We start from the raw sequence: 26,041 nt of genomic DNA, 5'->3' as shown, positions 1-26,041 counted from the left end.
AACAAATTACTAGCCAGGATTTTTGCAGTTGTAAAACGGAGAACGCCATATGTTGATACCTTGAAATATGCAGCTTAAAAATGTTGAAAATTTTAACTAAAAAGCTTTTTTTAACCATAGAATACGGGAGAACCAATCCCCAACTCTAGTTGGGGACTAGGCTTAATCGAACTTTGCTAAAAATTTCCCTCGTTACGGCGCAAACTAAAGGTATTCGCTGGTTTTCAAAAATTTTAAAGCTCTAAGTTTTGCTCGTGTCTATTCAATTTTTTGCGGCTGGCGCTAGTTTGCTTAACCCTCCACTCACATCATTTTTTTTGTGCATTACTCTCGTCATTCTTCCTCGTCGTATGCAAGAACTTCGCTTAGGCCATTAAAAAATAAAAACCTTTAAAGCAAGGTGTCGTATTACAAATCTCTCAAAATCCTTGGCTATTATTGGCTTGTCATTCGTTTTAATTAATTTAATCGGACACTAGTAGTTATTTTTTAAAAACAACGCTAAAAGTCTTTCTTTTTTGAGAAGCAAGTTTTAAGGGAGTATCTATGAGGTATCTATGGAGTATCTATGGCGCATCTAAAAAATTGTTTTAAAGAAAAATGTCGCTAAAAGAATAGGTTCTGTCAAGATATTTTAAACCGTCAACTTTTATAAATAGTATCTTTTAAAAGTTTCTTCTAAAAAATGGTTTTAATACACTCTCAATACACTAGCCATACTTGAGGTATACCGAAGCTATACTAAACTATACCTGAATAATAAGGAAAGTTCAATGTTTATAAAAGGTACTTCTGTTGGTAAAGTAATTTAAAATTGATCGGTAATTTAATGTAATGACGTTTGTAATAATATTAAAGGCTTTAAATTCTGTTTTATTCATTTAAGATGTAAAATGAGCTGCATATCTTAAGTGAAACATAGGTTTCTCGTTTACTAAAAATTCACCTATAGAACTGTTAAAAAAATCCCAGATATCAAAACTCAAATATCCGGGATTAGTTTTTATGCTCTTCATTGAATAGCTTGCTTTATAGGCGTATCACCACTCATAATTTCAAAGGTCTCCTGAAGTTTTATCGCATCAGGTAAAACTTCTACTAAAGTATGGGCAACATCGGCTCTTGAAATATATCCGCTTTTATCCAACTCTCCTATTCCGCCAGTTTGAATTTTTCCAGTTGCATCTGCATTGGTAAGTGCACCAGGACGTACGATAGAATAATCTAATCCGCTGGATTGTAAATATGTATCGGCATTTTGTTTCGCTTTCAGGTAGTCTGTAAGATCACCACCTTGCGAAGGATCATCTGTTCCAATAGACCCTAGCATCACAAATTTTTTAAGACCCGCTTCTTTTGCTGCATCTACCATTTTTTTAGCACCTTCTTGATCGACTCCATACACATTTTCACCTCCAGAACCAGCTGCAAAAATTACTTTATCAGCGCCTTGAACGGTTTGACTTACATCACCTTCTAAATCGGCCATTACCGTTTGTACTTGCTGCTTGTCAAAATTGTCTTTTTGTTCTTGTTTTCTAACCATCGCAATCGGATTATATGTTTCTGATTTCTTCAATATATCGATGATTAACTTTCCCGTGGTGCCATTTGCGCCGGCAACCAATATATTTTCTTTTGTATTCATAGTATTTATTTTTTTAAAGGTTAACTGTTTAAAATACTGTTCCAAAGCGGTATTTCTCTTTAAAACAGTATTCTAATCAATTTAGTTCTTGGTATTCAATTTATTCAGTAGTAACTCGGCTACTTTTTCTGAAGACGCCGGATTTTGTCCAGTTATTAGCAAGCCATCTTCCAAAGCGTATGCTTCAAAATCATTGCCTTTACTGAAGATACCTCCATTCTCCTTAAGCATATCTTCTACTAAGAAAGGAACCACTTTGGTGAGTCCCGCCATATCTTCTTCAGAATTGCTAAAACCAGTCACTTTTTTACCTTTTACTAAAGGAATTCCTGACTCGTCTTTTACCTTTTTTAAGGCAGCCGGAGCGTGGCATACGAAGGAAACCGGTTTGTTAGCTTTGTAAAAGTCTTCAATTAACTGTGCCGATGTTTCACTTTCAGCTAGATCCCATAGCGGACCGTGACCTCCAGGATAAAATATCGCATCGTAATCTTTTTCAGATATTTCAGAGAGTTTGTGTGTGGATTTCAATTGTTCTTTCAAAGCTTCATCTTTCTCATAGCGCTTCGTCGATTCTGTTTGGTTTTCTTCTTGTGCACTCGTAGGATCTATTGGCGGCTGACCACCTTTTAGAGAAGCTAGCGTGACCTTAGCACCATTGTCAATTAAATGATAATATGGTGTGGTAAACTCTTCCATCCAAAAACCGGTTTAGTTGCCGGTGTCTCCTAAATCTTCGTGAGACGTTAATACGATTAATATTTTTTGTTGTTTTGTATTTGTCATCTTTTTACGTTTTAAAAAATTAGTAATTCATTGCTACGATTTTCTCTACATCGGCTGGAGTAATATCCTTGCGTTCTCCTAATCCGTTCCAGCCGCGGTCTGCAAATCGTTTAGAAATGGTGCTTGCGGTATCGGCATACTCATCTGTGTAATCTGAAAGTTTGGTATCGATACCTAAGGAATAGAAAAATTCTTCGGTTTTTTTGATTCCCGCTTTGGCTTTTTCTTCTATGCTGCCTTCTTTAACCGCCCAAACACGTTCTGCATATTGTGCCAATTTCTCTTTCTTGTTTTCAAAATTATACGTGTAATGTCCCGGAAGAATAATAGCTAAGGTGCGGGCGTGATCAATACCATAAAGCGCAGTCAACTCGTGACCAATCGCGTGAATAGACCAATCGCTTGGCACGCCTTGTTGAATTAAACCATTTAAAGCCATTGTACAACTCCACATAAAATTAGCCGCAGCTTCGTAATCTGAAGGGTCTTTCTGAATAGCAGGTGCTACCTCAATTAAGGTTTGCAAAATACTTTCGGCATAGCGGTCTTGTAACATAGCCCCAATTGGATAGGTCATATATTGTTCCAAAACGTGGGTATATGCATCGGCAATTCCGTTGGCCAATTGGCGCTGCGGAATGGACGAAACCACTTGTGGATCGAGAACGGAAAACTGTGGAAAAAGCGCGGGCCCTCCCATTGATAATTTTTCTTTTGTCTCTGCTCGGGTAATAACCGCTCCAGAATTCATTTCGGAACCTGTGGCTGGTAAAGTTAGCACCGTACCGTATGGCATACCTTTGGTGACCGGTTTGTTTTGCGTGACCAAATCCCAAGGTGTATCGCCCTCATAATAGGCAGCTCCAGATAGGAATTTTGTGGCATCAATGACCGATCCACCACCTACGGCGAGCAAATAATCAATGTTTTCGGTTTTAATTATTTCTAAGGCTTTTAACAAAATGCAGTATTCTGGATTTGGCGAAATGCCTCCAAACTCCAACACCTCGTTATCTAAAAGTGCTTCTTTCACTTGCTTATAAATACCGTTTTTCTTGATGCTCCCACCGCCATAAAGCATTAGGATTTTAGCATCATTTGGAATTTCTTCTGCCAGGTTGACCATTTGCCCCTTGCCGAAAAGAATTTTTGTTGGATTTTTATATTGAAAATTATTCATTATTTCGTTTTTTAAAAATTATACTTTTACAATCATTTTACCTTTATTTTTACCGTCAAAAAGATTTATAAAGGCGTTGGGAATGTTATCAAAACCCTCTACAATCGTTTCTGAAAAATCGAGCTTCTCAGCCTTCAACCATTGCGAAAGCTTGTCCATACCTTCAGAGAATTTGTCAGCAAAATTACTCACAATAAAGCCCTGCATCAATACGCTTTTCTTAATCAGAAATGGCTCCACACGAGGACCGGTTGGCATTGATGTGCTGTTGTAAAGAGAAATTGCTCCACAAACCACAATACGCCCAAAAGAATTAATGTTGGCATGAACACCATCTGAGATCGTTCCGCCCACATTGTCGTAATACACATCTACACCATTTGGTGCGGCATCGGCGATGGCTTTGGTCATATCTTCAGTGGTCTTGTAGTTAATCGTAGCATCAAAACCGAATTTTGATTTTAGCATTTCTCCTTTTTCATCAGTTCCGGCAATACCGATTACACGACAGCCTAAGATTTTTCCTATTTGTCCTACTATACTACCTACCGCACCTGCTGCACCCGATACGACAATGGTTTCACCTTCTTTTAGTTTTCCGATTTCGGTTAATCCGTGATAAGCAGTTAGACCTGTCATTCCGATAACACCCAAATAGGCTGATAACGGTGCTTTCTCACCATCCACTTTCAGTAAGTTTTTGCCATCGTTGGTTTGGTATTCTTTCCAATCCAACATTCCGGAAACAAAATCGCCTTTCGAAAAAGAACCATTTTTTGACTCTACTATTTCAGCAATTATTCCAGATTCAACTGGTTTATTCAATTGAAAAGGTGGAACGTAAGATTCCGCATCACTCATTCTACCTCGCATATAAGGATCTACCGAAACGTATTTGGTTTTCAGAAGAACCTCGCCGCTCTTTACTTCAGGAGTAGCTTCGTTTATAAATTTAAAATCAGATTCTTGTGGCTTTCCCTTTGGACGATTGTTTAAAAGAATGGTCTTATTCATATTGTTATTTTTTTTAAGGTATACTTATTTATTATGCAATTATTGTTTATTAATGAACGTTCATTCGTTTTGTAGAGTAAATTTTTTTATATTTTGATAGCATCCCAAGCACTTTGAAAGGCTTTTTGACGCATTTCATCATCAAGAGTATAGTAATTCTTCTCCTGAATAGCCAATAAAAAGGATAAAGGGTAAACTGTGTAAGCGTAAAGAATATAACTGGAAAGCGGTTTTATGATTCCTTCGTTTTTACCTCGCTCCCATAAATCGAGTAAGGGTTGCAAATGCTTTAGGCCTTCTTCTGCAACAGCATCGTCTATAATTGGAGTGATATCACATTGCGATAAAAAAGCAGCTTCTTCGATTTTATTTAATTTGTAATCGGCGATATTATACCAGATAATCTCAAAGCCTTTTTTAACCGGAAGCTCATCGTTATAACCTGTAAATGCGTGTTCACTAAAAGACGCTTTCACCGTTAAATACAGCGAATTGATTAAATCTTGCTTGTTTTCAAAATACAGATAAATCGTTGCTGGAGCTACCCTGGCAAGTTTGGCGATCTTAGACATCGACGCCTTGTGAAACCCATCGTTGTTGACCAGGTTTAAGGTGGCTTCTAAAAGAGCCTTTTTTTTACCGGTTAGGTTCTCCTTTTTACTCATTTTACCTCTTCTTCAGTTAGTTTGACAGTGCAAATATACAAAAAATGAATGAACGTTCATTTATCTTAATAAATGATTAACATTATCTAGATTTCGCCTAATCTAAAATCTAGTGAATACTTCGCAATAGTTGCGGTGATTTGTGGTTAACCGAAAGATTTGTGCTTGTTTAGATAAAGCAATTCAACAAATTAATGCAAAATATGTTTTCAGAATTAAAAGAGATTTACTCACCATAACATGCTATTTACTCTGGCATAATAGCCTGGTTCGATAAATTTTGGAAGTAAGGTTTTGTAAAATTGGTTATAACAAGACAATGACAGCCATCAATTAAAAAAGAGCTTCTTAAATATTTCAAATAGTTCAGCATTTAAAAGCAACACAAAACCAAAATACCTTTATAACTATGTTATGGCAGTTATTACGACAAAAATTGCTTTCTGTTTTGAAGAAAAAGGATTTTTTAGCTTGATTTATTAAAAAAGCAGTTTAATTCCATTAATCACCATCTGAACTGCCATAATTACCAATATCATTCCCATTAGTCGCTCTATGGCTTTAAGTCCGCGGTTCTTTAAAATTTTATGAAGATGAGGCGCTAAAATCATAATTATAGCCGATAAAACCCAAGCAATTGTAAGAGATGCAAACGAGGTGCCCAAATGTCCTGGTTCATTTTTAGCCATTAATATCAAAAAGGCCAAAACAGAAGGACCGGCAATCATAGGAATAGCAATAGGTACCAAAATTGGTGCTTCATCGCCAGTTGCTCCCATTACTCCTTCTGGTTTTGGAAATATCATCCGTATTCCTATAATAAGTAAAATTATTCCGCCGGCAATGGTAACCGATTCCTTCTGAAGATCTAAAAATTCGAGTATTTTATATCCGAAGAATAGAAAAATATTTAGGATTAAAAAGGCTATTAGGCACTCTCTAATAATTATTTTTCGTTGCTCTTTTTCGTTATACTGCTTTAAAACAGATAATAAAATTGGGATGTTTCCCAATGGATCCATGAGAAAAAATAACAGTACCGCTGTTGACCATATTGATGCCCCAAATTCATCCATTTCAGTGTGTTTTAATTGTAATTTTTTTCAAATAAAACACTTTTATACCTCCCATACAAGCATAAAGATGAGTAGAATTAGAAATAAATTTTCAAGCTCCTAGGTTAACTTTTCACCAGAATAGTTTATCCGTGCAAACAAAGCTGCTTTGCTTATAGCCTATTTACATCTATAACCAACTTAAACTTCTCTTTATAAAGCAAAACCTTCTCGTATTCATACACTTTTAACCGCATAAAAAAAAGCCTTTACAACTTTTTAGCTGTAAAGGCTTTTTGCGTCTTTGTTGCGCGTTGTCTATTCTACGATAAACTTACCTTGCATTAAAGAATAATGCCCGGGGAAACTACATATAAAATCGTAAGTACCTTTTTCCGGTGCTTTAAATTCTACGGTTGTTGTTTGGCCGCCACCAATCAAATCTGTATGTGCAATAACTTTGCTAGTGCCTTTAGGAATATAATCGTTTCCTTTCGCTTCAACTGCTTTTTGACCAAATTCAGAAACAGCTGTTCCTTTGGTTAAAAGCACCCAGTTATGCCCCATCACGTCTTTTTTCATTTCACCAACGTGCTTAAGGGTTAAGCGTACGGTTTGACCGGCTTTTACCTTTAATTCTTCTTTGTTAAAACGCATTTGGTCGTCTCCTTCAATAGTTAATTCTACTACATCTTGGTCTGAAGAATTCATTTTTGTGTCTTCAGATTTTTTTGCAGGTGTAGCTTTTTGACTGTTATTATTACCAACAGTCATTGTATCTTTCTGATCTTTTTTCTCTTTGGTGTCTCCGCAGGCTATCATAGCAACGGCACTTAATACCAATAAGAATTTGCTTAACATTTTCATTACATTTATTTTTATAAGTTAGCTGCGACAAAGATAAGTAATTTAAAAAGAAGCTTGGTTGATTGCTTCTCATTTTAAGGTTTCTTTTTAATTTGAGACAAATAATATTACTTTTCCTTGAATTTTATTACTTAAAAAGCAAGTTTAGCTATCCCTTTACCATTAAAATTTTTTCTGATGTGAAAAACAACTTCCATAAAAACTGAATTATAGAGCGTGTTTTTAAATTATCTTCTATTTGCAACTTCCGTAAAGTTAAACATAAAAAAAGCCCCTTTAAAAAAAGGAGCTTTTACTATATAATAATTGCTTGGGTTTATTTTTTCTTAAACTTAGCATATTTGTTTTTAAACTTATCTATACGACCGGCAGAATCTACCAATTTGGTTTTTCCGGTGTAAAACGGGTGAGAAGATCTAGAAATTTCTAATTTCACCAATGGGTATTCTGTCCCATCTACATCTATTGTTTCTTTAGTATTTACAGTAGACTTAGTTAAAAATATATCGTTATTAGACATATCCTTAAAAGCTACAAGTCTATAATTTTCTGGATGGATTCCTTGTTTCATCTTGTTAAACTTTAAATCTTATGATTTTTTCGAGGTGCAAATTTAAACAATTCTTATAATTAAACAATATTTTAGGCAAAAATATATGCCTTTTTAAAATTTTTCTTCAACAACTATGCAAGCTTTTTCTATATTTGTCTGCAAAGAACATTTTTAACCAACACGAGTATTATGAAAAATACCGCTTCTATCCAATCTACAGCCGGCACCTATGGCGTTATTTTAGGTGTTTTTGGCATTGCCTTACTTATTTTAACCTACGTGCTTAATTTACAAGAAAGCAATTTATACTTAAGTATAGCTAGCATTCTTATTACTGTTTTTATTTATTTTTACGGAATAAAAAATTACAAACAAGATAATAATGGCTTTTTAAAATTAGGGCAAGCCTTAAAAGTAGGTTTGGCCATTGCTGCCATTGGCGGATTAATTGGCGCTATTTATGCCTTTGTACATTATAGTTTTATCTATCCAGAATTTCAAGAAATTGCTTTAGAAACTTCAAAAACCGCTATGATGGAAAGTCAACCCAATATGAGCGATGAGCAAATGAACCAAGCCCTAGAAATGTCTAAAATGTTTACCACGCCTTTCTGGATGGCTACTATGAGCTTAATTGGCACTTTATTTATGGGCTTTATAATCTCTTTAATTTTAGGATTGGTAATGAAAAAAGACAATCCAGTTCATTAAGCAAAACAGTTTTTTAATGCAATTATCTGTCGTAATTCCTTTACTGAATGAGGAAAAATCGCTTCCAGAATTATACAGGTGGCTTGTAGATGTTATGCAAGCACACAAATTTACCTATGAAATAATTTTTATAGATGATGGTAGTACAGATAATTCTTGGCAAATTATAGAAAAACTGGCAGAAAAAAACCAAGCGGTAAGAGGAATTCATTTTCAACAAAATTACGGTAAATCGCAAGCTTTGCACGCCGGTTTTAAAGCTGCTCTTGGCAATGTGGTAATTACCATGGATGCAGATTTACAAGACAATCCAGAAGAAATACCAGAATTATACCGCATGATAAGTCAAGAAAACTATCATTTGGTTTCGGGGTGGAAAAAAAAGCGGTACGATTCTGTACTTACCAAAAACCTGCCTTCCAAACTCTTTAATGCCGCGGCCAGAAAAACCTCTGGCGTAAAATTGCACGATTTTAATTGTGGTCTTAAAGCCTACCAAAATAAAGTGGTAAAAAATATAGATGTGCACGGCGAGATGCATAGGTATATACCAGTATTGGCAAAAAATGCCGGTTATGCCAATATTCAAGAAAAAGTAGTAAAACACCAAGCTCGTAAATACGGTAAAACCAAATTTGGCGCAGAACGTTTTATAAACGGTTTGTTAGACTTAATAACCATTTGGTTTTTTTCTAAATTCGGGAAACGACCAATGCACTTATTTGGCGCTTGGGGTGTTTTAATGTTTGTGGTTGGTTTTGTTGTTACCATTTGGATTGGCGCTTCTAAATTGTACAAACTTTGGCATAACATTCCCGATATTCTGGTAACCGACAATCCTTGGTTTTATATTGCCTTGACCGTTATGATTTTAGGAACCTTATTATTTATTGCAGGTTTTTTAGGCGAGTTAATTTTGCGTACGCAAAAAAACCCCGAGCGCTATAAAATTAGCAAAACTGTAAATCCGTAAGCGTCTTCAGCAATTAATATGTAATTTTGTAAATCAAATTTTACTATGGAAAAGATTTTAGAAAAAGCAAAACATTGGCTTAGCAATACATTTGATGCCAAAACACAAGATAAAGTTCAGAATTTAATAGATAACGACCCCAAGACTTTAGAAGATAGTTTTTATAAAAACTTGGCATTTGGTACCGGCGGAATGCGCGGTATTATGGGCGTTGGCACCAACCGAATAAATAAATATACCTTGGGTAAGAATACGCAAGGAATATCGGAATACCTTAAAAAACAATTTCCAGGAGAAGATTTAAAAGTGGCTATAGCTTTTGACTGTCGCCATAATAGTAAAGAACTGGCTAAATTGGTAGCAGATGTTTTTTCGGCAAACGGTATAAAGGTTTATCTTTTTTCTGACCTCCGCCCTACTCCGGAGCTTTCTTTTAGTTTAAAATATTTAGAGTGTCATTGTGGTATTGTGCTTACCGCAAGTCACAATCCGCCAGAATACAACGGCTATAAAGTTTATTGGCAAGATGGCGGACAATTGGTGCCACCACAAGACCAAGAGATAATCGAGCAAATTAACGCCTTAGATTATTCGGAAATTAATTTTGAAGCTAACGAAGATTTAATAGAGCCAATAGACGAAAGATTAGATAAAGCTTTTATAGATGCGTCTATCAAAAACGGGAGTTTTGGCACTTCGGCGAAAGCCAAAAACAAATTGAACATTGCTTTTACGTCGCTACACGGAACTTCGATAACTTTAATTCCTAAAATGCTAAAAGAAGCCGGCTACGAGAATTTGCATATCGTGCAAGAACAAGCCGAGCCGGATGGTGATTTCCCAACGGTAAAATCTCCCAATCCCGAAGAACCCGAAGCATTAAAAATGGCTTTGGCTTTGGCCGAAGAAAAAAATGCCGATATCGTAATTGGTACCGATCCCGATAGCGATAGAATTGGCATTGCCGTACGCGATTTAGATGGTAAGATGTTGCTGTTAAACGGCAACCAAACCATGGTAATGATGACTGATTTTTTACTGAAAAAATACCAGGAAAATCCGGGCTTTAAAGGAAACGAATTTGTGGCTAGTACGATTGTTTCTACCCCAATGATGTTAGATCTTGCAAAACATTATGGTGTAGAATGTAAAGTTGGTTTAACCGGCTTTAAATGGATTGCCAAAATGATTAAAGACTTCCCCGAACAGAAATTTATTGGCGGTGGCGAAGAAAGTTTTGGCTATATGGTAGGAGATTTTGTTCGCGATAAAGACGCGGTTACCTCTACTCTACTGGTTTGCGAAATTGCAGCTCAAGCAAAAGAGAAAGGCAGTTCTTTTTACGAAGAATTATTGCATTTATACCAACAGCACGGTTTATATCAAGAAAAACTTGTATCCTTAGTGAAAAAAGGCGTTTCTGGTGCCGAAGAAATTAAAAAAATAATGGCCGGCTTGCGCGAGAAATCCCCAAGCAGCTTTAACGAAACCAAGGTTATAAAAGTAGAAGATTATCAAATTTCTGAAGCGCAAAATCTGGTTAACCAAGAGAAAACGGTTTTAGAAGTGCCAAAATCTAATGTACTTATTTTCTATTTGGAAGATGGCACAAAAATAGCTGCAAGACCAAGTGGTACAGAACCTAAAATTAAGTTTTACATCAGTCTAAAAGGCGAATTGAAAAACATAGAAGACATTAAAACAAAACAAGAAGAACTCAACAAAAAAATAGACGCGCTTGTAAGCTATTTCGATTTTTAAACAGCATTTATGAAATACCTCAAAAAGATACTGCAGTTTGCCAAACCTTATAAGCGTTATGCAATTTTAAACATTATTAGCAATGTTTTTTACGCCTTGTTTAGCACTTTGGCATTTATTTCTTTTATTCCAATGCTTCGGGTTCTTTTTCAGGAAGAAGAACCTTTAACCACCAAACCTGTTTGGGATGGCAGTTTTGGCGATTTAAAAGATTTTGCTAACGATTATTCTAACTATTTTCTTAACCAGCGCGTAGAAGAATATGGGCAAATTTCGGCTTTGGTTACCATTTGCATTACGGTTATAATTCTGTTTTTCTTAAAAAACTTTTTTAACTATATGGCCTTATATTTTATTGCCAGTTTGCGCAATGGCATGTTAAAAGACATCCGCAATAAAATATATGATAAAATTGTAGAATTGCCAATCTCGTTTTTTTCCGAAAAGAAAAAAGGAGACTTTATTTCTAGGATTACCAGCGATGTTCAGGTTATACAAAGCTCTTTTTTAAGTATGTTGGAGTTGTTTGTAAAAGAGCCACTAACGCTTATTTTTACACTTATAGCCATGATAATGCTTAGTCCCAAACTTACGCTTTTTGTTTTTGTATTTTTACCGCTTTCAGGTTTGCTTATTTCTTCTATTGGGAAAAAATTAAAAGCAAAATCTACCGAGGTACAAGAAGAAAGTGCCACATTTTTAAGCATTGTAGAAGAGTCGCTTTCCAGTTTAAAAATCATTAAAGGCTTTAACGCCGAACCAAAATTTAAACAAAAGTTTTACGATAGTACTTTACGCCTTAATAAAACGCTTAACTCCTTATTGCATCGTCAAAACCTGGCTTCGCCAATGAGTGAATTTTTGGGTGTGGTGGTTATAACTATAATTCTATGGTTTGGCGGGAGAATGGTATTGATAGAAAACTCTATGGATGCTTCTACTTTTATAGGTTTTCTGGTCTTGGCTTACAACATTTTAACGCCTGCAAAAGCCATTTCTAAAGCTACCTACAGCATTCAAAAAGGTAACGCCAGTGCAGAACGTATTTTAGAAATTATCGAGACAGAATCTACCATTCAAGACGCGCCCAACGCCGAAGAAAAAGCAGCTTTTGAAGACAAAATCCGGATAAATAACATCAATTTCCGGTACGAGAAAGATAACGTTTTGCACGATTTTTCTATGGAGGTTAAAAAAGGACAAACCGTGGCATTAGTGGGACAATCCGGCAGCGGAAAATCTACCATTGCCAATTTGGTAACCCGTTTTTACGATGTAAACGACGGCAATATAGAAATAGACCATAAGGACATAAGAAACATAAGCAAAAAGTCTTTACGGAATTTGATGGGCTTGGTAACCCAAGATTCGATTTTGTTTAACGATTCGGTTAGAAATAATATTGCTTTGGGCAAAGACAATGCCACAGAAAAAGAGATAGAAGAAGCCTTGCGCATAGCAAATGCCTGGGAGTTTGTACAAGAATTACCCAAAGGTTTAGATACCAATATTGGCGATAGCGGAAACAAATTGAGCGGCGGACAAAAACAGCGACTTTCCATAGCGCGCGCCGTGCTTAAAAATCCGCCTATTATGATTTTAGACGAAGCCACTTCTGCCTTAGATACCGAAAGCGAAAAGCTGGTGCAACAAGCTTTAGAAAATATGACTAGAAACAGAACCTCTATTGTAATTGCGCACCGTTTAAGCACTATACAAAACGCAGATAGAATTATTGTTATGCAACGCGGCAAAATCGTAGAACAGGGAAAGCACGCAGAACTTATGCGTATAGATGGTACGTATAGAAATTTGGTAGAAATGCAATCTTTTGAATAAAATATGAGTCGGTTAAGCGAAGAAGAAATTGTAAATAAACTGCAAAACGATCAAGAGGTAGAGTATGTTTTTGATCAATTGGTGCAGCTTTACAAAGAACGCTTATACTGGCACATTAGACATATTGTAAAAAACCACGAAGATGCGCACGACGTCTTGCAAAACACGTTTATAAAAGTATTTAGGTATAGAAAAAAGTTTAAAAAAGAAAGCAAGTTATACTCCTGGATGTATCGAATTGCAACCAATGAGTCGATTACCTTTTTAAACAAAAAAGCCAAAAAGTTAAATATTAATAACTTAGAGTTGAACGAGCTGTTACTTGAAAATTTAGAAAGTGACCCGTATTTTGAAGGTGAAGAAATTCAGTTATTATTACAAAAAGCAGTAGTTATTTTACCGGAAAAACAACAGCAAGTTTTTAATCTTAAATATTTTCAGGACCTTAAATACAAAGAAATCGCTGAAATTTTAGAAGTAAGCGAAGGAGCTTTAAAATCTAATTATCACCACGCGGTAAAAAAAGTTGAAAAATTTTTAAAAGAAAATCAAACCATAGACAAATAATACGGTCTAAGAAGTAGATGAAAAAGAGCAAGTTGCTATATAATCTTAGTTCAGGTTTTAAAGCACCTGAAAACTATCTCGAAAATTTTTCGGTAGATGGCTCTTTGGTCAATTCCGTAAAGCAAGAAAATGTATTGCCTTCTAAAAAAGATTCCGGTTTTAAAATGCCAGAAAATTACTTAGAAGATTTTGTTGTTAATTTACCTGTTTTGGAAAATAGCGGTTTACCCGAAAAAGTAGAAGCAGGCTTTAGAACTCCCGAAAATTATTTAGAAGACTTTAAAGTAGAAATTCCTAAAGAAGAGAGTAAAAAACCGAAAGTTATTTCTATTTTCCGTCGTAAAAACCTAGTACGCGCAGCCGCAATTGCAGCTATATTTATGCTAGGCTTGTTCTTATTGCCGGAAAAAAGCATTACCGAAAATACGGTTATGCCGCTATCGCAATTAGAAATAGAAGCCTATTTAGATAATGGTTCTATAGATTTTAACACCCAAGATATACAGTATTCTTTTGATTTGAAAAAAGAAGAAATATCTAAAGAATTAAACGAAGTTACCCAAGAGGCAATTTTTGAATATTTAAATGAAAAATCAGAAGTTTCTATGCTTCTAAGCAATTAAGAATGAGAAAAATAATAGTTCTACTGTTTTTTTGCACAAGTATTTTTAGCCTTTCGGCTCAAAAGATGGACGATGAAAAAATTCGGAACCTAAAAACAGCTTTTATTACAGATGCACTTTCGTTAACAAGCCAAGAAGCCGAAAAATTTTGGCCGCTTTATAACAGTTTTGATAAACGCACCGATGATTTATATGACGATAAATGGTGTAATGTAAAAAACGGTTTAGAGTTAATAGAAGAAATAGATAAGCCGACTTCTGAAGAATTATTGCAAGAATACATTAGTTTAAAAGAAGAAAGCTTAGCGTTAAAAAAAGAATTTATTAAGGAGTTAAAAGAAATAATTTCAGCAAAAAAAATATTGCGCTTAAAAAAAGCAGAACACGATTTTCATAAAATGCTTTTAAAAAAATATAGGAAATAAATAGTTTTTTTTTGGTTAGTGTTAATGGTTGGAAATGGTCTAAAAATTTAGTTTTTTAGGCCATTTTCTATAAAGGTAAGTTTGGCTATTCTACCATCTCCGGCTGCATACGCTATAAAATCGTTCATAAAAGTTAAGGTATAAAAAGGCTCTTTGGTTAGACTTTGCCAAGTTTGGCCAAAATCGTTAGAATAAGCAATGCCTTTAAAGCCAATTGCTACCAATTCTTTTCCGTTGCTTTGCGGAATAAATTTTACACAACTTCTATAACCGGGCATCTCACCATTGGCTACTATTTGCCAGGTTTTACCGCCGTCTTTACTAATGGCTTTATTATTGGTTTTCATTTCCGGCTTTGTATAATCTCCGCCAAAAATAACCCCATTTTTTTCGTCATAAAAATCTAAAGAATATGCTCCGGTAGTAGATTTACCTTGCACTAAAGGCGTGTTATAAACTTTCCAGGTTTTTCCCTTGTCGGGGGAAAAATACACACGAGAGGTTTTTCCGCCGCTTACAAACCAAGTTTTTTCACCTACGACAGCAATATTGGAGTTGCTGGCGGCAAAAGCCGCTTCACCTTCTTTTTTGGGCGGTAATTTGTCACAAGCTACTTTCTGCCAAGTTTGGCCACCATCTCTTGTAATTAAAACCGACATACAATCGCCAACGGGATCGCCTATAGCAATACCTTCGTTGGCATTCCAGAACTGCATAGCATCGTAAAAAACATTTTTATTTTCTTCGGTGTAAACCAACTGCCGTTTCCCAAAATAATTCACTTTATAAAGCAAGGCAGGATTGGCAACACTCAATAAAAAATCTGCTTTGCCATTTGTACCAATTGCTCTAAACTCCGGTTTTTTACCGTTTTCGGTAATCTTTCCTAAATAAGCAACCGAATGATCTGCGGTATTTAAATACCCGAATTTTCCTTTATTGCCTGCAAAAAATATATGGTCTGCATTTACCATTAACGCCCTAATACTAATATCGTCTTCGTAAATAGTTTCTACCCTAACTGCTGAAAAGGCATTTTGGGTTTGCTCATCTTTAGCTACATTTACGCAAGCAAAATGTATAAAAAGTAACGGCAGTATCCATAGATTTCTCATTGGTTTATAATTTATTTCAAATATAAGATTATTCCTTGCTAAAATACGTAACTTTGCCTCCTCAATTTTTATACCATGCGACTGCACAGAAACCTTGTTTTTGCGGTAATAGATACGTTAAAACTTATATTTAACGATAATAAATATGCCGATAAAGAAATAGCCAAAACTTTAAAACGCGATAAACGCTGGGGCTCCCGCGATAGAAGTTTTATTGCCGAAACCACCTACGATATTGTACGTTGGAAAAGACTTTATGCAGAAATTGCAGAAGTAAAAGAGCCTTTTTCCAGACCTAATTTATTTAGGTTATTTGCGGTTTGGGCAACTTTAAAAGGAATAAAATTACCCGACTGGAAACAGTTGGAAGAAACTCCTACCCGCCGTATAAAAGGCAGATTTGACGAGCTTAGTAAAACAAGAAAATTCCGGGAGTCCATTCCAGATTGGTTAGACGAACTGGGCGTAGAAAGCTTAGGCGAAGAAACCTGGACTAAAGAAATTGCGGCGCTAAACAAACAAGCACCTGTAGTATTGCGCGTAAATAAATTGCAAGCTTCCAAAAAAGAAGTCCGCGACAGCTTATTTTCAGAAAAAATACAAAGCAGCAGCTTAAGTAAATATCCCGATGCCCTACAATTAGAAAATCGCGAAAACGTTTTTAAAACAGCAGCATTTAAAAAAGGTTTTTTTGAGGTGCAAGATGCCTCCTCGCAATTGGTAGCGGCATTTTTAAATGTAGAACCGGGAATGCGCGTGGTAGATACTTGCGCCGGTGCCGGTGGTAAAACCTTGCATTTGGCTGCTTTAATGGAAAACAAAGGTCAGATTATAGCGCTGGATATTTATGAAAATAAATTAAGAGAATTAAAAAGACGCGCAAAACGTGCGGGAGCACATAATATAGACACCCGGACGATAGAGTCTACCAAAGTGATTAAAAAATTACACAACACCGCAGATCGTGTGTTGATTGATGCGCCGTGTAGCGGCTTGGGGGTTCTAAGTAGAAATCCGGATGCAAAATGGAAACTACAACCAGAATTTATAGAGAGAATAAAGAAAACCCAACAAGAAATCTTAAAAGATTATTCTAAGATACTTAAAGCAAACGGACAATTGGTATATGCCACTTGCTCTATTCTCCCTCCCGAAAACGAAAAGCAAGTACAAAACTTTTTAAAATCTGAAGAAGGCGAAAAATTTAATTTGATAAAAGAGAAAAAAATCTTGGCCCATAAATCGGGTTACGATGGTTTTTATATGGCATTATTACAAAAAGAAGAATAACATGAAACAACAAATTACTTTACCCCTATTTTTTTTATTCTGTATTGGCATCTTTGCACAAGCCCCAACCGGTTATTATAACGATGCACAAAACTTAAGTGGTTACACTTTAAAATCTGCGCTAAGCACCATAATTTCTAACGGACACACATCGCAAGGTTACGATGCTTTATGGAGCGCCTACTACGATACAGATCGAGATTATTATTACGAAAACGACGCGACAATTTTAGATATTTATTCTGAAAACCCTTCGGGCGCAGACCCATATACCTATTCTGTGGGCAACGACCAGTGCGGCAATTATAGTGGCGAAGGAGTTTGCTATAACCGCGAGCATTTGATGCCGCAGAGTTGGTTTAATTCTGCTTCTCCTATGAAAAGTGATGTACACCACGTTTACCCAACAGATGGTTATGTTAATGGCAGAAGAGGGCATTTGCCTTTCGGCGAAGTAAACAATCCTAACTGGACGTCGCAAAACGGTTCTAAAAAAGGAAACAACGTATATCCCAACGCCTACACCGGCGAAGTTTTTGAACCAATAGACGAATTTAAAGGAGACATTGCCCGCGTTTACTTTTATATGGCTACCCGCTACGAAAGTCAGATTGGAAGCTGGGAAAGCGAAAACGACGGCAGTCAAAATACCTTGGACGGCAGTTCTGACCAAGTTTTTGAAGATTGGATGCTTGCCATGCTTTTAGAATGGCATTTTAGCGATCCGGTTTCCCAAAAAGAATTAGACCGTAACAATGCTTCCTACGATTTTCAAGGCAATCGTAATCCGTTTATCGATAATCCGCAGTGGGCTGCAGAAATTTGGGGAGAACCAGATACAGAAGCACCAACTGCTCCAACCAACCTAACAGCAGACAACATAACAGATACCGGCGTAGATTTATTTTGGGATGCTGCTACAGATAATGTGGCTGTAACATCCTATCAAATAGAACAAGACGGCGCGGTAATTGGCACTTCGGTAACTACCAATTTTTCGGTAAACAATTTAACGCCAGAGAATACCTATAGTTTTGGTGTTTTCGCTTTAGACGCGCAAAACAATATCTCTGCGGCAAGTAATAGTGTAAGCATAACGACTTTAGAAGCGCCTGAAATTATTTTTGAAGAAGACTTTAACGATTGCAACAACATACAATTCACAGCAGTTAGCGAAATGAGTGACGTAGATTGGGAGTGTTCAATTCAATACGGGCAAAACGATACGGGTTCTTACCAAATGAATGCTTTTGAAAGCGGACAACAAGTACCAAGTATTGACTGGTTAATAACCAATAACCCAATTAATTTTGATGCCTTTACGGAAGAGCAACTAAGTTTTTATACAGATGCATCTTTTGGCAATACCGAGTTACAACTCTTGTACTCTACAGATTATGACAGTAATCAAATGCCGTCTAACGCTGCTTGGTTGCCAGTTCCAAATGTTACAATTCCATTATTTCCCGGCGGTAGCGAAGAAGAGGTTTACCTTTTTGAAGATATAGATATTAGCAGTATTCAAGGAGATGTTTATTTTGCCTTTAAATACGACACTTCTAATGGCGAGCAAGCCACGCGCTGGACGGTAGATAATTTTAAGATTGAAGGAACAGAAGATCTTTCGGTTGCTCAAAATAAATTGGAAGATTTAGTAATTTATCCTAATCCTTCTTCCGGTTACCTTCAAGTTAAACTTTCTGCTAACAATAATTTTAGTTATAAAATTTTCGATATAAATGGGCGCTTGTTACAATCCGCGAAAGCGAAAACCGGGCAAGCTATTTCTGTAGAAAAACTACAAGCAGGTTTGTATTTAATGCAAGTTTCTACAGAAGGAAAAGTTGCTACTAAAAAATTGGTAATTCAGTAAAACTATAAATTTTCAAGCTTAAAAAAGACGGACGCAGGTTCGTCTTTTTTGTTTGAGATAAATATTATTTTATAAATGAAATTTAATTTAAGAAAAGCAAAAAAAGACGAAATCAATAAAGCTTTTGCTATGTTTAAAGCTGCCGCGGAAAGTATTGCAAAGAAAAATATAGACCATTGGCAGTATTGGAAAAATCCGCCCCAAGAGAAAATTGCGTGGGTGCAAGAAGGCTTTGAAAAAGAAGAGTTTTTCTTTATAGAAAGTCAGCAACAAGAAATCATCGGGATGCTTCGTATTCTGGAAGAAGATTTACGTTATTGGGGCAAAACTACAGCTAAAGCCAAATACATTCATTCTTTAGTGGTTTTAGAAAAATTTACGGGAAAAAATATCGGGCAAAAGATTTTGCAAAAAATTGCAGAAGAAGCCAAAAAACAAGATTTCGAATACCTGCGTTTAGATTGCGAAGCAAAGAACACCAAACTCTGTAATTACTACCAACAGCAAGGCTTTATAAAAGTAGGCGAACAAAAACTTGGGGGTTCTTTCTATAATTTATACCAAAAAAAAACTGATTAACGCTTTTTCTGAAGTTTATTAAAAGGAAACAATTAAATTTGCAACCTAACACAACACACAAACTTACTTTTATGATCCTTTTTTTTGGAGATCCGCATCAAACTGTTTTTGCAGTACAAATACTGGAAGATTTACCGCAACCTGCCATAGACAAACTAGTCTGGCTTTTTGGTAACAGTCCACAAATAGAAAGCAATACGGTTGCCGGCAACTTTGTTGGTCCGCGTAAAACTATGGTAACTCCTTGGAGCACCAATGCGGTAGAAATTACGCAAAATATGGGTATAGAAGGTATTTTACGAATAGAGGAATTTTACCAGGAAAGTACCCAAAACGCAGGTTATGACCCAATGGTTTCACAAAAATATACTTGTTTAAATCAAGATATTTTTAAGGTAAATCACTCGCCGGAAGCTATTGAAGAAATAGATACGGCAGACATTGCCACATATAATAAAAAACATGGATTAGCGTTAAACGCGGAAGAAATCACTTACCTAGAAAAACTCGCTGAGAGATTAGACAGAAAGCTAACCGATTCGGAGCTTTTTGGTTTTTCGCAAATCAATTCAGAACATTGTCGTCATAAAATATTTAATGGCGTTTTTATAATAGATGGCGAGAAGAAAGGCGAGTCCCTTTTTCAACTCATTAAAAAAACGGCCAAAGAAAATCCTAACGGAATTGTCTCGGCTTATAAAGATAATGTTGCCTTTCTAAAAGGACCAAAAGTAGAACAATTTGCACCCCAATATGCCGATAGGCCTTCATATTACCAAAACAAAGATTTTGAGTCTGTAATTTCCTTAAAAGCAGAAACACACAATTTCCCTACGACTGTAGAACCTTTTAACGGCGCTGCAACCGGTAGCGGTGGCGAAATACGCGATAGACTTGCCGGCGGAAAAGGTTCTTTGCCTTTGGCCGGAACTGCAGTTTATATGACCGGCTATTCGCGTTTAAATAAAAATCCTTGGGAAAATGCCATTAAAGAAAGAGAATGGTTGTACCAAACCCCTATGGAAATTTTAATAAAAGCCTCTAATGGCGCTTCTGACTTTGGAAACAAATTTGGACAACCACTTATTACCGGTTCTGTATTAACTTTTGAGCACGACGAAGATAATCGTTTATTAGGTTATGATAAATCTATTATGCTCGCCGGCGGAATTGGTTATGCAAAAGCAAAAGACGCTATAAAAGAAGTACCCAAAAAAGACGACCGAATTATAGTTCTAGGAGGAGAAAATTATCGTATTGGGATGGGCGGCGCAGCAGTTTCTTCTGCAGATACCGGAGAATTTGCCAGTGGTTTAGAGTTAAACGCCGTGCAGCGTTCTAATCCGGAAATGCAAAAACGCGCAGCCAACGCTATTCGCGGGATGGTAGAAAGCGATGATAATCCTATTATTTCTATACACGACCACGGCGCAGGAGGACATTTAAACTGTTTAAGCGAGTTGGTAGAAGATACCGGCGGTAATATTGCTTTAGATAAATTACCGGTAGGCGATCCAACCCTTTCCGCTAAGGAAATTATTGGGAACGAGTCGCAAGAACGTATGGGGTTATTAATTGCTCCGAAACATTTAAGTAACTTAGAAAAAATTGCAAAACGTGAACGCTCGCCGCTCTACGATGTTGGTCGTGTAACAGACGACAATAATTTTATTTTTAAGCACCAAAAAACCGGCGAAACCCCAATGAATTTTGCGCTGGAAGATATGTTTGGCAGTTCGCCAACCACTATTATGAGCGATACGAAAGTGTCGCGTACCTATAAAGATTTAGAATACGATTCGGCTAAAATTTATGATTATGTAGAACAAGTTTTACAATTGGAAGCTGTGGCTTGTAAAGATTGGCTTACCAACAAAGTAGATCGTTGTGTAAGTGGTCGTGTTGCAAAGCAACAATCTCTTGGTGCCTTGCAATTGCCACTTAATAATGTTGGCGTTATGGCTTTAGATTATAACGGCAAAAACGGTATAGCAACCAGCATTGGCCACTCGCCTATTTCGGCTTTGATAGATGCAGCAGCCGGTTCTCGCAACTCGGTTGCAGAAGCTTTGAGCAATATTATTTGGGCACCTTTAGAAAACGGCATGCAAGCTGTTTCTTTATCTGCCAACTGGATGTGGCCTTGCAACAATCCGGGCGAAGATGCCAGGTTATACGAAGCTGTGGAAGCTTTATCTAACTTTGCTATAGATTTAGGAATTAACGTGCCAACCGGTAAAGATTCTTTATCGATGAAGCAAAAATATAAAGACACAGAAGTTATTGCGCCGGGAACGGTAATTGTTTCGGCTGCAGCCACGTGTAACAATATTAAACAAGTGGTAGAGCCGGTTTTTCAATCGGAAAATTCTAAAGGTGCAATTTATTACCTTAATTTATCTGCAGATAAATTTAAACTTGGTGGCTCTTCTTTTGGGCAAATTTTAAATAAAATAGGTACAGAAACGCCTACGATTAAAGATGTAGAAAATTTTAAAAATAGTTTTGAGGCTATTCAGGAGCTTATTAAACAAGAGCAAATTGTTGCAGGACATGATATCGCTTCGGGCGGATTGATTACCAGCTTACTCGAAATGTGTTTTGCCAATACAAATATTGGTGCCGAAATAGATTTATCTTCGCTAGAAGAAAAAGATTCCGTAAAGGCTTTATTTAATGAAAACTGCGGAATTGTTTTTCAGGCCAAAGATACTTTGGCAGAAGAAATCTTAAAGACAAAGAATATCAACTTCCATAAAATTGGAAAAGTTAACACTTCCGGAACTTTACAAGTACGCAATTATGAAACAAATTTGGAGTTTGATGTAGCTAAATACCGCGACCTTTGGTATACAACTTCTTATTTGCTAGACCAAGAACAAAGCGGCGAACAAAAAGCCAAAGAACGTTTTGAAAACTATAAAAAACAGCCTTTAAATTATAGATTTCCGGAGAGTTTTGACGGAAAGTTACCAAAAATAGACAGCGGGAAAACAAAAATTAAAGCGGCAATAATTAGGGAAAAAGGTTCTAACTCAGAACGCGAGATGGCGCGCGCTATGCACTTGGCCGGTTTTGAGGTAAAAGACGTACATATGACCGATTTAATTACCGGTCGCGAAACCCTCGAAGACATTCAGTTTATTGCGGCTGTAGGCGGTTTTTCTAACTCAGATGTTTTAGGAAGTGCCAAAGGTTGGGCAGGTGCGTTTTTATACAATCAAAAAGCTAATAAGGCTCTTAAAGACTTTTTTAACAGAGAAGATACTTTGTCTTTAGGCGTTTGTAATGGCTGCCAATTGTTTATAGAATTAGGTTTAATAAACCCGAATCACCAGCAAAAACCGGAAATGCTGCACAACGATTCGCATAAATTTGAATGTAATTTTACCAGTGTAGAGATTCAGGACAATAATTCGGTTATGCTTTCTTCGCTTTCGGGGAGTCGTTTAGGAATTTGGGCAGCGCATGGCGAGGGCAAGTTTAGTTTTCCTTACGGGGAAGAAAAATATAACATTCCGGCGAAATACGGATACGAGAATTATCCTGCCAATCCAAATGGCTCCGATTTTAATACCGCTATGTTAACAGATGATACCGGCAGGCATTTGGTTATGATGCCGCATTTAGAACGCTCTACTTTTACCTGGAATTGGCCGTATTATCCAAAAGACAGAAAAGACGAAGTATCGCCTTGGTTAGAGGCTTTTGTTAATGCCAGAAAATGGTTGGAGAATTCTTAAAACTTCAATCTGTTTTACTTATAACGATTCTCGGGGCGGTGTTTTTTAAATTACTTCTCCCGAGGATTTTTTAATAAGAATAATTTAATATCCCAAGAAAAAAATTATACCAATAAATTACAATTTCCGTAAAGTTATTTTCCAAAAAAAATTATAATAGCATAAAACCAACTTTCTACTGCTATCTTTATCATTTTCAACACAAAACAAGCAAAGTAATTAGTAAGCTTGTTACAGTTTAAGATATTTAAATTGAGTTTTGTAAAAATTAATTTTAAAAGAAGCGTAAATTTCCTATTTTGCATAGAAATTAACACCATCTTTTTATTATGAAAGAGCCTACACGATTATTCGACTTTCCTCATTACCAGCTTGAAAAATTTAATCTTAAAAAAGCACTGGTAACAAAATATAATGGCGAATGGATTGGGACTTCCTCGAAAGAATATATAGATAAGGCTAACCAGATTAGCCGTGCATTACTGCGAATGGGCGTAAAAGCAAACGATAAAATTGCTGTAATTTCTACCAGCAACCGTACTGAATGGAATATAATGGATATTGGTATTTTGCAAGTAGGGGCGCAAAACGTACCTATTTATCCCACAATTTCTGAAGAAGAATATGAATATGTGTTAAACCACAGCGAATCTACTTACTGTTTTGTATCTGATAAAGAAGTCTTAGATAAAGTTAACAAGATTAAAGACAAAGTAGAAACACTAAAAGACGTTTATTCTTTTGATGATTTAAAGGGAGCAAAAAACTGGTCAGAATTATTAGATTTAGGGAAAGACGATGACAACCAAGACGACGTAGAAAAAATTAAAGACTCGATTAAAGAAGACGATTTAGCTACTTTAATTTATACTTCCGGTACCACCGGAAAACCAAAAGGCGTTATGCTATCGCATAAAAATATTGCAAGCAACGCAATAAATTGTACTACCAGATTACCTTTAGAACCAGGAGATAACCTGGCGTTGAGCTTTTTACCGGTTTGTCATGTTTACGAGCGTATGCTTATTTACTTATACCAATATAACGGGGTTACAATTTATTATGCAGAATCTATAGATAAAATTAGCGACAACCTCAAAGAAGTAAAACCAGATGTAATGTCTGCCGTACCAAGGCTTTTAGAAAAAGTTTACGACAAGATTGCAGCCAAAGGCAGTGAACTTACCGGTGTAAAGAAAAAACTATTTTATTGGGCGGTTTCTCTGGGAGAAGAATACGAACCTTACGGTAAAAATGGTTGGTGGTTTGAGTTTCAGCTAAAAATTGCACGAAAATTAATCTTTTCTAAATGGCAAGAAGCCCTTGGCGGAAACATTCAAGCTATCGTTTCTGGCAGTGCAGCCTTACAACCTCGCTTAGCGCGGATTTTTAATGCCGCCGGGTTAAATGTAGTAGAAGGTTACGGTTTAACCGAAACATCTCCCGTTATAGCTGTAAACGATATGCGTGATAACGGCTTGAAAATAGGAACTGTAGGTAAGCCAATACCGGAGACAAAAATAAAAATTGCAGACGACGGCGAAATTCTGGTTGCAGGACCACAAGTAATGATAGGTTATTTTAAAGATGAAGAGCAAACCAAAGATGTTTTTACAGACGAGTATCTGCATACCGGCGATATTGGTGATATAGATAAAGACGGCTTCTTATCTATAACAGACAGGAAAAAAGAAATGTTTAAAACTTCTGGCGGCAAATATGTGGCGCCCCAAAAAGTTGAAAACGCCATAAAGCAATCGCGGTTTATAGAACAAGTAATGGTGGTTGGCGAAGGCGAAAAAATGCCGGCAGCTTTAATTCAGCCAAATTTCGAATTTATTAAAGAATGGGCCAAACGCAAAAATATAGAGCTAGAAGAATCTAACGAAGCTATTGTTAGAAATACTTCGGTAAGAGATAGAATTCAAGAAGAAATAGATTTTTATAATGAACGTTTTGGACATTGGGAACAGGTAAAAACTTTTGAACTAACTCCGGTAGAATGGACGGTAGACAACGACCACCTTACCCCTACTATGAAAGTAAAAAGAAAGGTGGTAAAAGAAAAACACGAAGATTTATATAACAAACTTTACAACAGGTTTTAAAGACAAAGAGTTGTAAAAAGATCTATCCTTTCCGTAAAGAAATACCAAATGCGTGCAGTTTTAAATTGTACGCATTTTTTTATATCGATTTTTTTAATAGTCCACTTCTCAGTAGCACAACTTAAATAAGCTAAATTTTAATCTTTTTTTTAAAGTTTTTATTATGCGCGCATAATATATTTTAGTATATTTGGAAGAATCAAAATTCAGCAATGAGAGAAAAGACAATAGATTATACATTAAGATCTACGTGGATAGCCGTATCTAAGATGTATAATGAAGAAGCCGGAAAAAAAGGCAGCACAATGGCAACCGGTTTTACATTATTAAATATAGACCCTGAAGAAGGCACGCCTTCAACATCTTTAGGACCAAAAATGGGAATGGAAGCCACTAGTCTCTCGCGTACTCTACGTGCTATGGAAGATAAAGGCTTAATAACTAGAAAAAGAAATCCTGAAGACGGCCGTAGTGTACTTATACAACTTACTAGTTTTGGTAGGGAAATGCGGGAGTTTTCTAAAGAAGTGGTTTTAAAATTTGATGAAGCCGTAAAAAAAGAAATTCCCGAAGAAGACCTGAAAACCTTTCACAGGGTTGCCAACTCAATAATGGAGATGATTAATAATAAAAGAATTTATAAACCAGAAACTTCGCTAAAGTAAT

General features: G+C 36.3%; 22 protein-coding genes. 13 read left to right on the top strand and 9 right to left on the bottom strand.

What is annotated here, in order from left to right; genetic code table 11:
• Positions 1-1,012: 1,012 nt before the first annotated feature.
• From FKR84_RS06170 to FKR84_RS06135, 8 genes are all read right to left on the bottom strand, one after another.
• On the bottom strand, positions 1,013-1,648 hold the full coding sequence (locus FKR84_RS06170; RefSeq protein WP_141421424.1) for an SDR family oxidoreductase: 636 nt from the start codon (positions 1,646-1,648) through the stop codon (positions 1,013-1,015).
• 81 nt (positions 1,649-1,729) lie between these two features.
• Positions 1,730-2,347, bottom strand: coding sequence for a type 1 glutamine amidotransferase domain-containing protein (locus tag FKR84_RS06165; protein WP_317129107.1), 618 nt, complete (start codon positions 2,345-2,347; stop codon positions 1,730-1,732).
• A 106-nt stretch (positions 2,348-2,453) separates the two neighbouring features.
• Complete coding sequence (locus tag FKR84_RS06160; protein WP_141421423.1) at positions 2,454-3,614, bottom strand: iron-containing alcohol dehydrogenase; 1,161 nt, start codon at positions 3,612-3,614, stop codon at positions 2,454-2,456.
• A gap of 18 nt (positions 3,615-3,632) precedes the next feature.
• Positions 3,633-4,628 (bottom strand): NADP-dependent oxidoreductase, encoded by a 996-nt coding sequence (locus tag FKR84_RS06155; RefSeq protein ID WP_141421422.1) that lies wholly within the window; start codon positions 4,626-4,628, stop codon positions 3,633-3,635.
• An 86-nt stretch (positions 4,629-4,714) separates the two neighbouring features.
• Positions 4,715-5,293, bottom strand: coding sequence for a TetR/AcrR family transcriptional regulator (locus tag FKR84_RS06150; protein WP_141421421.1), 579 nt, complete (start codon positions 5,291-5,293; stop codon positions 4,715-4,717).
• 479 nt (positions 5,294-5,772) lie between these two features.
• Positions 5,773-6,369, bottom strand: coding sequence for a MarC family protein (locus tag FKR84_RS06145; RefSeq protein WP_141421420.1), 597 nt, complete (start codon positions 6,367-6,369; stop codon positions 5,773-5,775).
• A gap of 297 nt (positions 6,370-6,666) precedes the next feature.
• A complete protein-coding gene (gene azu, locus FKR84_RS06140; protein ID WP_141421419.1) occupies positions 6,667-7,215 on the bottom strand; it encodes an azurin in 549 nt (182 codons plus the stop codon).
• Positions 7,216-7,531: 316 nt separating this feature from the next.
• Entirely contained in the window at positions 7,532-7,786 is a 255-nt protein-coding gene (locus FKR84_RS06135) for a type B 50S ribosomal protein L31 (protein ID WP_141421418.1), read from the bottom strand.
• Positions 7,787-7,957: 171 nt separating this feature from the next.
• Between FKR84_RS06135 and FKR84_RS06130 the strand changes: the two genes are divergently transcribed.
• From FKR84_RS06130 to FKR84_RS06100, 7 genes are read left to right on the top strand one after another with little or no spacing between them, the layout of a single operon-like run.
• The gene (locus FKR84_RS06130; protein ID WP_141421417.1) at positions 7,958-8,479 is read left to right on the top strand and encodes a DUF4199 domain-containing protein; all 522 of its coding nucleotides are present in this window, start codon (positions 7,958-7,960) and stop codon (positions 8,477-8,479) included.
• 16 nt (positions 8,480-8,495) lie between these two features.
• The gene (locus tag FKR84_RS06125; RefSeq protein ID WP_141421416.1) at positions 8,496-9,452 is read left to right on the top strand and encodes a glycosyltransferase family 2 protein; all 957 of its coding nucleotides are present in this window, start codon (positions 8,496-8,498) and stop codon (positions 9,450-9,452) included.
• A 45-nt stretch (positions 9,453-9,497) separates the two neighbouring features.
• Positions 9,498-11,213 (top strand): phospho-sugar mutase, encoded by a 1,716-nt coding sequence (locus tag FKR84_RS06120; RefSeq protein ID WP_141421415.1) that lies wholly within the window; start codon positions 9,498-9,500, stop codon positions 11,211-11,213.
• Between the two features lie 9 nt (positions 11,214-11,222).
• A complete protein-coding gene (locus FKR84_RS06115; protein ID WP_141421414.1) occupies positions 11,223-13,052 on the top strand; it encodes an ABC transporter ATP-binding protein in 1,830 nt (609 codons plus the stop codon).
• Positions 13,053-13,055: 3 nt separating this feature from the next.
• The gene (locus FKR84_RS06110) at positions 13,056-13,619 is read left to right on the top strand and encodes an RNA polymerase sigma factor (RefSeq protein WP_141421413.1); all 564 of its coding nucleotides are present in this window, start codon (positions 13,056-13,058) and stop codon (positions 13,617-13,619) included.
• A gap of 17 nt (positions 13,620-13,636) precedes the next feature.
• On the top strand, positions 13,637-14,242 hold the full coding sequence (locus tag FKR84_RS06105; protein ID WP_141421412.1) for a hypothetical protein: 606 nt from the start codon (positions 13,637-13,639) through the stop codon (positions 14,240-14,242).
• A 2-nt stretch (positions 14,243-14,244) separates the two neighbouring features.
• Complete coding sequence (locus tag FKR84_RS06100; protein ID WP_141421411.1) at positions 14,245-14,667, top strand: hypothetical protein; 423 nt, start codon at positions 14,245-14,247, stop codon at positions 14,665-14,667.
• 47 nt (positions 14,668-14,714) lie between these two features.
• Here FKR84_RS06100 and FKR84_RS06095 read toward each other — a convergent pair whose 3' ends face one another.
• Positions 14,715-15,782: a WD40/YVTN/BNR-like repeat-containing protein gene (locus tag FKR84_RS06095; protein WP_141421410.1), complete on the bottom strand. Its 1,068-nt coding sequence runs from the start codon at positions 15,780-15,782 to the stop codon at positions 14,715-14,717.
• A 75-nt stretch (positions 15,783-15,857) separates the two neighbouring features.
• On the opposite strand from FKR84_RS06095, the gene FKR84_RS06090 reads away from it, so the two are divergent.
• The 6 genes from FKR84_RS06090 (at position 15,858) to FKR84_RS06065 (ending at position 26,040) form a co-directional block, all read left to right on the top strand.
• On the top strand, positions 15,858-17,072 hold the full coding sequence (locus tag FKR84_RS06090) for an RsmB/NOP family class I SAM-dependent RNA methyltransferase (protein WP_141421409.1): 1,215 nt from the start codon (positions 15,858-15,860) through the stop codon (positions 17,070-17,072).
• Position 17,073: 1 nt separating this feature from the next.
• On the top strand, positions 17,074-18,945 hold the full coding sequence (locus tag FKR84_RS06085; protein WP_141421408.1) for an endonuclease: 1,872 nt from the start codon (positions 17,074-17,076) through the stop codon (positions 18,943-18,945).
• A 75-nt stretch (positions 18,946-19,020) separates the two neighbouring features.
• Entirely contained in the window at positions 19,021-19,524 is a 504-nt protein-coding gene (locus tag FKR84_RS06080) for a GNAT family N-acetyltransferase (protein WP_141421407.1), read from the top strand.
• 71 nt (positions 19,525-19,595) lie between these two features.
• Positions 19,596-23,267: a phosphoribosylformylglycinamidine synthase gene (purL, locus tag FKR84_RS06075; RefSeq protein WP_141421406.1), complete on the top strand. Its 3,672-nt coding sequence runs from the start codon at positions 19,596-19,598 to the stop codon at positions 23,265-23,267.
• 329 nt (positions 23,268-23,596) lie between these two features.
• A complete protein-coding gene (locus tag FKR84_RS06070) occupies positions 23,597-25,375 on the top strand; it encodes an AMP-dependent synthetase/ligase (protein WP_141421405.1) in 1,779 nt (592 codons plus the stop codon).
• Between the two features lie 212 nt (positions 25,376-25,587).
• Positions 25,588-26,040: a MarR family winged helix-turn-helix transcriptional regulator gene (locus tag FKR84_RS06065; protein ID WP_141421404.1), complete on the top strand. Its 453-nt coding sequence runs from the start codon at positions 25,588-25,590 to the stop codon at positions 26,038-26,040.
• Position 26,041: the final 1 nt, after the last annotated feature.

The sequence above is a fragment of the Haloflavibacter putidus genome, assembly GCF_006546625.1.
Classification (GTDB): domain Bacteria; phylum Bacteroidota; class Bacteroidia; order Flavobacteriales; family Flavobacteriaceae; genus Mesonia; species Mesonia putida.
This window is presented reverse-complemented; position numbering and strand designations above follow the sequence as displayed.

Coding starts and splice junctions, on each gene's coding strand:
- FKR84_RS06170 (WP_141421424.1), bottom strand. CDS start 1,648: ATGAATACAAAAGAAAATATATTGGTTGCCGGCGCAAATGGCACCACG.
- FKR84_RS06165 (WP_317129107.1), bottom strand. CDS start 2,347: ATGGAAGAGTTTACCACACCATATTATCATTTAATTGACAATGGTGCT.
- FKR84_RS06160 (WP_141421423.1), bottom strand. CDS start 3,614: ATGAATAATTTTCAATATAAAAATCCAACAAAAATTCTTTTCGGCAAG.
- FKR84_RS06155 (WP_141421422.1), bottom strand. CDS start 4,628: ATGAATAAGACCATTCTTTTAAACAATCGTCCAAAGGGAAAGCCACAA.
- FKR84_RS06150 (WP_141421421.1), bottom strand. CDS start 5,293: ATGAGTAAAAAGGAGAACCTAACCGGTAAAAAAAAGGCTCTTTTAGAA.
- FKR84_RS06145 (WP_141421420.1), bottom strand. CDS start 6,369: ATGGATGAATTTGGGGCATCAATATGGTCAACAGCGGTACTGTTATTT.
- azu (WP_141421419.1), bottom strand. CDS start 7,215: ATGAAAATGTTAAGCAAATTCTTATTGGTATTAAGTGCCGTTGCTATG.
- FKR84_RS06135 (WP_141421418.1), bottom strand. CDS start 7,786: ATGAAACAAGGAATCCATCCAGAAAATTATAGACTTGTAGCTTTTAAG.
- FKR84_RS06130 (WP_141421417.1), top strand. CDS start 7,958: ATGAAAAATACCGCTTCTATCCAATCTACAGCCGGCACCTATGGCGTT.
- FKR84_RS06125 (WP_141421416.1), top strand. CDS start 8,496: ATGCAATTATCTGTCGTAATTCCTTTACTGAATGAGGAAAAATCGCTT.
- FKR84_RS06120 (WP_141421415.1), top strand. CDS start 9,498: ATGGAAAAGATTTTAGAAAAAGCAAAACATTGGCTTAGCAATACATTT.
- FKR84_RS06115 (WP_141421414.1), top strand. CDS start 11,223: ATGAAATACCTCAAAAAGATACTGCAGTTTGCCAAACCTTATAAGCGT.
- FKR84_RS06110 (WP_141421413.1), top strand. CDS start 13,056: ATGAGTCGGTTAAGCGAAGAAGAAATTGTAAATAAACTGCAAAACGAT.
- FKR84_RS06105 (WP_141421412.1), top strand. CDS start 13,637: ATGAAAAAGAGCAAGTTGCTATATAATCTTAGTTCAGGTTTTAAAGCA.
- FKR84_RS06100 (WP_141421411.1), top strand. CDS start 14,245: ATGAGAAAAATAATAGTTCTACTGTTTTTTTGCACAAGTATTTTTAGC.
- FKR84_RS06095 (WP_141421410.1), bottom strand. CDS start 15,782: ATGAGAAATCTATGGATACTGCCGTTACTTTTTATACATTTTGCTTGC.
- FKR84_RS06090 (WP_141421409.1), top strand. CDS start 15,858: ATGCGACTGCACAGAAACCTTGTTTTTGCGGTAATAGATACGTTAAAA.
- FKR84_RS06085 (WP_141421408.1), top strand. CDS start 17,074: ATGAAACAACAAATTACTTTACCCCTATTTTTTTTATTCTGTATTGGC.
- FKR84_RS06080 (WP_141421407.1), top strand. CDS start 19,021: ATGAAATTTAATTTAAGAAAAGCAAAAAAAGACGAAATCAATAAAGCT.
- purL (WP_141421406.1), top strand. CDS start 19,596: ATGATCCTTTTTTTTGGAGATCCGCATCAAACTGTTTTTGCAGTACAA.
- FKR84_RS06070 (WP_141421405.1), top strand. CDS start 23,597: ATGAAAGAGCCTACACGATTATTCGACTTTCCTCATTACCAGCTTGAA.
- FKR84_RS06065 (WP_141421404.1), top strand. CDS start 25,588: ATGAGAGAAAAGACAATAGATTATACATTAAGATCTACGTGGATAGCC.